Below are 6,186 nucleotides of genomic sequence, written 5' to 3' on the forward strand. Positions count from 1 at the left end.
AGCCTTTGTTGAGGGCTTTTGTTGTTATGTGGCAGCGCACCGGCCAGCGTCTTACACGTGATAGATGTCGACGACGTGATGAATGTAGTCATTCTTGATCACAACGGTTTTCTGCAGGATCTTCAGGCCAGCTTCGGTCTTGATCAGCGTGACAAAGGCGTTGCCGAAATAAGAATCCACGGTGTGGTAACGCATGCTGTGGGTGCACCAGTTGTAGCGGATCTCGCAGCGGTCACCATGGTCGGCAACAATTTCAACATTGCTGGTGTTATGGCTGGTGCGCGGCTCCGGCAAACTGGAGGCGCTGGAGCGTTCGGTCTTGATACGGAACACCCGGTCTTCGAGGCCATCGCGACGGCGGTAATACATCAGCGAGACGTGGGCCTGGGGATCGGTCACCAGCTCGCCATCGTCATCCCAGCTGGGAATCCAGAACTCGGCTTCCGGGTCGTAGTGTTCCAGCCACTGGTCCCACTGTTTGTCATCCAGCGCCCGGGCTTCGGAGTAGAGAAAATTCAGAATCTGTTGGTAATCAAAGCTCATGGTCTTGCTCCTTAGCCGTTGGCTTTATCAGAACCGGTTTTATCGACACAGGCAGACAGGTAATCCACCCAGTAACGGTGCTGAATGGTATACAGGCCTTCATCTTCCGATTTGGCACCACTCATCACTGGTTTGAGGTCGATGGCCTTGGCGGCGTCGTCCGGGCCGTCAATCCAGTGAGTGGCACCCCGGCACATATCGTTCCAGGGCAGGCCACCGGCCTTGAAGCCTTCCTGACAGGCGCGGAATTCTTCCAGGTCATCCGGCGTTGCCATGCCTGATGCGTTGAAGAAATCTTCATACTGGCGAATGCGGTGGGTACGGGCGTCGGCGCTCTCGCCTTTGGGGGCGATGCAATAGATGGTGACTTCGGTCTTGTCGACCGAGATCGGCCGGAAATGACGAATCTGCGAACTGAACTGATCCATCAGGAACACGTTCGGGTACAAACACAGGTTACGCAGGTTGCCGATCATCCAGTCGGCCTTGGCTTCACCATATTGAGAAACCAGCTCGTCGCGGCGTTCATACAGTGGGCGGTCTTGCGGATTCGGCCATTGCATCCACAGCAGGATATGGCCTTGTTCAAAGGCGTAGAAGCCGCCTTTCTGCTTGTTCCAGGTCGACGCATCCATGGCTTTGACGTCATCATCCGACATGCCGTTTTTGCGGCGGGCGGTGGTGGCTACATAGTTCCAGTGCACGGACGAGACATGGTAACCATCGGCACCGTTTTCAGCCTGAACCTTCCAGTTGCCATCATAGATATAGCTGGAGGCACCCTTGACCACTTCCAGACCTTGCGGTGACTGATCGACGATCATATCGATAATCTTGGCTGCTTCGCCCAGGTGTTCGGTCAGTGGTTTGACGTCGTCTCGCAGCGAGCCAAACAGAAAGCCACGATAGGATTCGAAGCGGGCGACCTTGGCCAGATCGTGGGAACCATCGCAGTTGAAAGAATCCGGGTAACCGGCTTCTTTCGGATCTTTTACTTTCAGCAGCTTGCCGGAGTTATTAAAGCTCCAGCCATGGAAAGGACAGGTCAATACCGACTTGTTGCCCTTTTTGGTACGGCACAACACCGCGCCCCGGTGAGAGCAGGCATTGATAAAACAGTTCAGCTCACCTTCCTTGTTTCGGGCAATAAATACCGGCTGGCGGCCCATATAAGTGGTGAAAAAATCGTTATTTTCAGCAATCTGGCTCTCGTGGGCCAGATAGATCCAGTTGCCTTCGAAGATATGCTTCATCTCCAGCTCAAACAGCTCCGGATCGGTAAACATGTCACGGCGACAGCGGAACAGACCTTGCTCCTTGTCTTCTTCCATCATGCCCTGGATTTTTGTTATCAGTTGCTCGTTCATCAATGGACCCTCCGTATTTATGATCAGGTTAAAAGCCTGACGAAAAACGAACTATCCAGAGCCGGATAAGGTTTATCCGTTTTGTGCACAGAGATGATTTAAGCCAATGGCTGGTGGCTGGCGCAGGGAAATAGAGCAGTTAAAGACAGAGGGAAGCTGGCAAGTGGTGGATGAGGGAGTGAAGGAGTAAAAAAAGGGGGAAAGGGGGGGAAAGGGGCTCTGGCAGGCTGTTGATTTTATCCCTGATGCCTACTGGCTTCGGTAAACCACCATCAAACTGGATGAACGGGTTCCACACGATCACCCTTTACGATCCATCAAAACCCTGTTCGATCAGGCACTCACCCACATCGACTGGAAACTCAGCCTGATCTATTCCGAGCATGGGCAGGAATCCATTCCACCGGAGCCTTTATTGAGAGCCCTGCTGCTGCAAATCCTCTTCAGTATTCGCAGCGAACGGCAGCTGGTCGAGCAGATTCATCACTCCTTGATCTGATATGTATGCATATCCAGTATAATTGAAAGATTACCCAAATTAATGCGCGCTTTTTCAGAAGCCTTGCGCGCTTTCCCGGACGTTGTTATCGTCAAGGCATTGATACACGGAAAGTTGTTGCGCAGGTTGACAGATTAATGCACAAGGCACACAGGAGTTAATGCGCATGCTCGCTTTCATAGAATGGACTGATCTGGAAATGGATTTTACTTCCTATCATTCAAGTAGTTACGGTGATTTCCCAGGAACCGGCTTGCCCAGAAACCGCGCATGCGCACTAATAAACTGTTATAGCGCATTCATCGTAAGGTACAATTAATGAGTTTTGAGCCAAATACAGCAAATATCTCTAAAATTGATTTTAAACCATATATGATAGAATGCGCTTTTGATTATTACTCTATGGCTGTCAATTCTAATCACCCTAGAATGGGGTTGCAAAACGTCATGTGCGCTTTATCACTTGAAATTCTATTAAAAAGTTTTAACGCTTCAATCTCTGGAAATAACGGACGATTGGATGAGACATATAAATTTGATAAATCAGCTCTAATTAAGCAAGAAATACTTCCTGATAAGGCTAATGTTCATGATTTAGGCGTACTTTATGAAAGTATTCCATCAGACATTAAAAAATATTTATTTGAAAGCTTTGAGCTAGATATACTAAAAAAGAATAGAAAGCTATTTATTGAAAGTCGTTATATTTATGAAAGGTCTGCAAATAGTATTCATAATGATGATCTTATAAAATTAACAGCCAGAGTAATTTGTAAAATTGTTCACCTGTATAAAATTCAAGGATGCACAGACTTTTTTATAAAAGAGTTTAATATTGATAAACTCTATTTTAGTCACAACCAGCCTTATATTTAACCTGCGCTATAACAAGTCGCTCAAAAGGACAAAAAACAGTTGGTTTTTGCTCCTGCGTCGCTTATTTTAACCAACTATTTTTTGCCTCTTAGAGAGGCGTTAGCTCTTGAAATCGAATGGGGAAATTACTTTATGGAACTGGTCAATTTTTCAGTAACAAACTTTAGGAGTATTACCAAGGCTCATAAAGTATCAGTTTCAGATACGACCGTTTTGATCGGGCGTAACAATGAAGGTAAATCAAATTTACTAAGGGCGCTTGACGTTGCTATGACCTCATTGCATCGTCATGCGTTGGAACACAGGCACGGAAGAATTGGGGCTAGGAATTTCTCTCGTAGAGATGAAAAAACATTTTTTTGGGAGCGCGATTTTCCTATTAACTTACAAGAGCGAAAATCAGGAACGCAAACAATCATTAGACTCGAATTTTTATTGAATAGTGACGAGATCGGAGAGTTCAGGGAAAGTATTAAATCAAACCTAAATGGTACTCTGCCAATTATAATAAAGATCGGAAAAGACAGCGTTCCAAGTATAGAGGTTTCTAAAAAAGGTAAAGGCTCTAAGACTCTGAACTCTAAGTCAGGTCAGATAGCTAATTTTATAGCTAAAAAAATTATTTTTAACTACATTCCAGCAGTTCGAACTGATCAAGAAGCTATTGATGTTGTGGGGAGGATGTTATCTCAAAGGCTAAGGGTTCTCGAAGAGGATGAAAATTATCTTGAAGCACTTAGGACAATTAAGGATTTGCAACAGCCAATTCTCGACTCTTTAAGTGCTCGGATTAAAGAACCATTAGAACAGTTCTTACCTAATATTAATGGAGTTAGCATCGAAATTCCTGATGATACGCGGCGCAGCTCCTTACGCCGTGATTTCGAAATTATAGTTGACGACGGAACGCCAACGAGTCTCGCATATAAAGGAGATGGGGTAAAAAGCCTTGCTGCACTAGGTTTACTAAAAGACCGAGCAAGAACTGATGGGGCTTCAATAATAGCGATTGAAGAGCCAGAGTCGCATTTACATCCAGCTGCTATTCATCAGCTCCTAAGTGTTATTAGGTCGTTAGGAGAGGAAAATCAAGTCATTTTATCTACGCATAACCCACTTTTTGTTGACAGACATGACATAAAAACCAATATTATCATTAATAATGGCTCTGCATCTCCGGCAAAAAATATAAAGCAAATTCGTGATTTGTTGGGTATAAAAGCCTCAGATAACCTCACTAACGCAAATTTTGTGCTTGTTGTGGAGGGTGAGGATGACGTTATTTCTCTTACAGCGTTATTGAAAGTATTAAGTCCAAAGCTAAAGCAGATGATCAATGGTCATATGCTCATAATTGAGCCTATTGGCGGCGCGGGTAATCTTCCTTACAAATTAACGTTATTAAAAAACTCACTTTGTGTTTTTCACACATTACTTGATAACGACGAAGCTGGTAGAACAGCTTACGAAAGTGCGGAAGCCGATGCTCTTATTGACATAAAATCTAACACATTTATTAACTGCAATGGATCTCCAAATACAGAGTTCGAGGACTGTTTAGAGCTTTCCGTTTATAAAGATAAAATTGATGAAGAATATGGGGTGAATTTAGATTGTCCCGATTTCAGGGGTAATCGAAAGTGGAGTAACAGGGTTCGCCAAGCTTTTCTAAGTCAAGGAAAACAATGGAACAGTGGCATTGAAGCGAGAGTGAAGTATTCTGTTGCAAACTGTGTAAAAAGAAATCCTGAAAATGCATTGAGCCCTCACAAGCGGGGAGCAATTGATGCTCTCATCACGAGCTTGGAGACAATGATAGGGAGCTAACAAGCGCATGTTGTCGGACTGGTTTTCGCTGCGCTCCAAACCAGCCGCAAATGCGGGCGTTAGCTGTAAAGTAAATCGAAAGAGTTCTATTTTTGGAGAGGGTATTTGGCAAGAATTTATTTAATAGAAGGGCCGGTTGGTGCGGGAAAATCAACATTTTCTGAAAATTTAAGTCAGAAAATCAAAGCCCCACATATTAACTTAGACTCTTGGATGGCTCGACTATTCAGGCCGGATCGCCCTGCTACTGGAACCATCGAGTGGTATGTTGAACGAAAAGAACGCTGTATTGAACAAATATGGGATGTTGCCCTACGAATTATGGAAGCAGAATGTGATGTCATACTTGAGCTAGGCTTGGTTCAGTGCAAGAGTAGACATGCCATGTATGAACGCATAGAGGAGTCTGGCCATAATATTCTCGTTTATGTTTTGGACGCTCCTAGAGAAGAAAGGAGGGAAAGAGTGCGACTCAGAAATATTGAGAAGGGCGATACTTTTTCAATGGAAGTGCCGGATGCAATATTTGAAATAGCTAGTGACATGTGGGAAGAGCCAAATGATATTGAATGCGATAAGTATGAGGTAGTATTTGTACCGCAAACCACAGCTAACAAAGCATTGCATCGGACAAGCCGGTGAATGCGGCGTTATATTCCCGAGTATAAAACTACTAACAAATAAAGGAATAGATGAGATTGAGGGTGCTCTAGCAGGCTGTTGGTTTTATCTCTGATGCCTACTGGCTTTGGTAAAATACTCTTTTTTAATGAATTGTCGGACTCCCCATGCGTGGCGCTGACATTACTTATGTAGTGGTTCAATGATTCCGCTCATGTGTTCTTCCCTTTTTGAAATTGGAGACACCTTCCGGGTTCTATGCAAGAAGGAAGGAATCCCGTGAGCAGCAACCCGGATCAGCAAGGGCATTGGGGTTCAAGGTAGTGTTCAAAATTCTGTGTCACCCCTATAGTTTACCCTCTACAGGGAGTGACACTGTAGTGGTTCAATGATTCCGGACACCAACGTAGGTGGTAATATCGCCACCATAAACGAGGTGTCTGATGACCAGAA

The 6,186-nt window shown here is 44.8% G+C and carries 5 protein-coding genes and 1 pseudogene; 4 read left to right on the forward strand and 2 right to left on the reverse strand.

Annotation, left to right across the window (positions count from 1 at the left end; genetic code table 11):
• Positions 1-51: 51 nt before the first annotated feature.
• Together benB and benA are read right to left on the reverse strand one after the other, a co-directional pair.
• Positions 52-543 (reverse strand): benzoate 1,2-dioxygenase small subunit, encoded by a 492-nt coding sequence (gene benB / locus Q8W24_RS11365; RefSeq protein WP_303433558.1) that lies wholly within the window; start codon positions 541-543, stop codon positions 52-54.
• Between the two features lie 11 nt (positions 544-554).
• Entirely contained in the window at positions 555-1,910 is a 1,356-nt protein-coding gene (benA, locus tag Q8W24_RS11370; RefSeq protein ID WP_303433559.1) for a benzoate 1,2-dioxygenase large subunit, read from the reverse strand.
• A gap of 391 nt (positions 1,911-2,301) precedes the next feature.
• Between benA and Q8W24_RS16940 the strand changes: the two are divergent.
• From Q8W24_RS16940 to Q8W24_RS11385, 4 genes and pseudogenes are all read left to right on the forward strand, one after another.
• Positions 2,302-2,406 (forward strand): annotated as a pseudogene (locus tag Q8W24_RS16940) (transposase); the annotation flags it as partial.
• 321 nt (positions 2,407-2,727) lie between these two features.
• Positions 2,728-3,285, forward strand: a complete 558-nt coding sequence (locus tag Q8W24_RS11375; RefSeq protein WP_305475341.1) for a hypothetical protein — start codon at positions 2,728-2,730, stop codon at positions 3,283-3,285.
• 39 nt (positions 3,286-3,324) lie between these two features.
• Positions 3,325-5,112, forward strand: coding sequence for an ATP-dependent endonuclease (locus Q8W24_RS11380; protein ID WP_305475342.1), 1,788 nt, complete (start codon positions 3,325-3,327; stop codon positions 5,110-5,112).
• Between the two features lie 105 nt (positions 5,113-5,217).
• On the forward strand, positions 5,218-5,754 hold the full coding sequence (locus Q8W24_RS11385) for an AAA family ATPase (protein ID WP_305475343.1): 537 nt from the start codon (positions 5,218-5,220) through the stop codon (positions 5,752-5,754).
• Positions 5,755-6,186 lie beyond the last annotated feature (432 nt).

This window comes from Oceanobacter sp. 4_MG-2023 (assembly GCF_030689165.1).
Taxonomy (GTDB): domain Bacteria; phylum Pseudomonadota; class Gammaproteobacteria; order Pseudomonadales; family Oceanobacteraceae; genus Oceanobacter.

Bases quoted from the DNA above. Each gene is read 5' to 3' on its own strand.
- benB (WP_303433558.1), bottom strand. From the start codon at position 543: ATGAGCTTTGATTACCAACAGATTCTGAATTTTCTCTACTCCGAAGCC.
- benA (WP_303433559.1), bottom strand. From the start codon at position 1,910: ATGAACGAGCAACTGATAACAAAAATCCAGGGCATGATGGAAGAAGAC.
- Q8W24_RS11375 (WP_305475341.1), top strand. From the start codon at position 2,728: ATGAGTTTTGAGCCAAATACAGCAAATATCTCTAAAATTGATTTTAAA.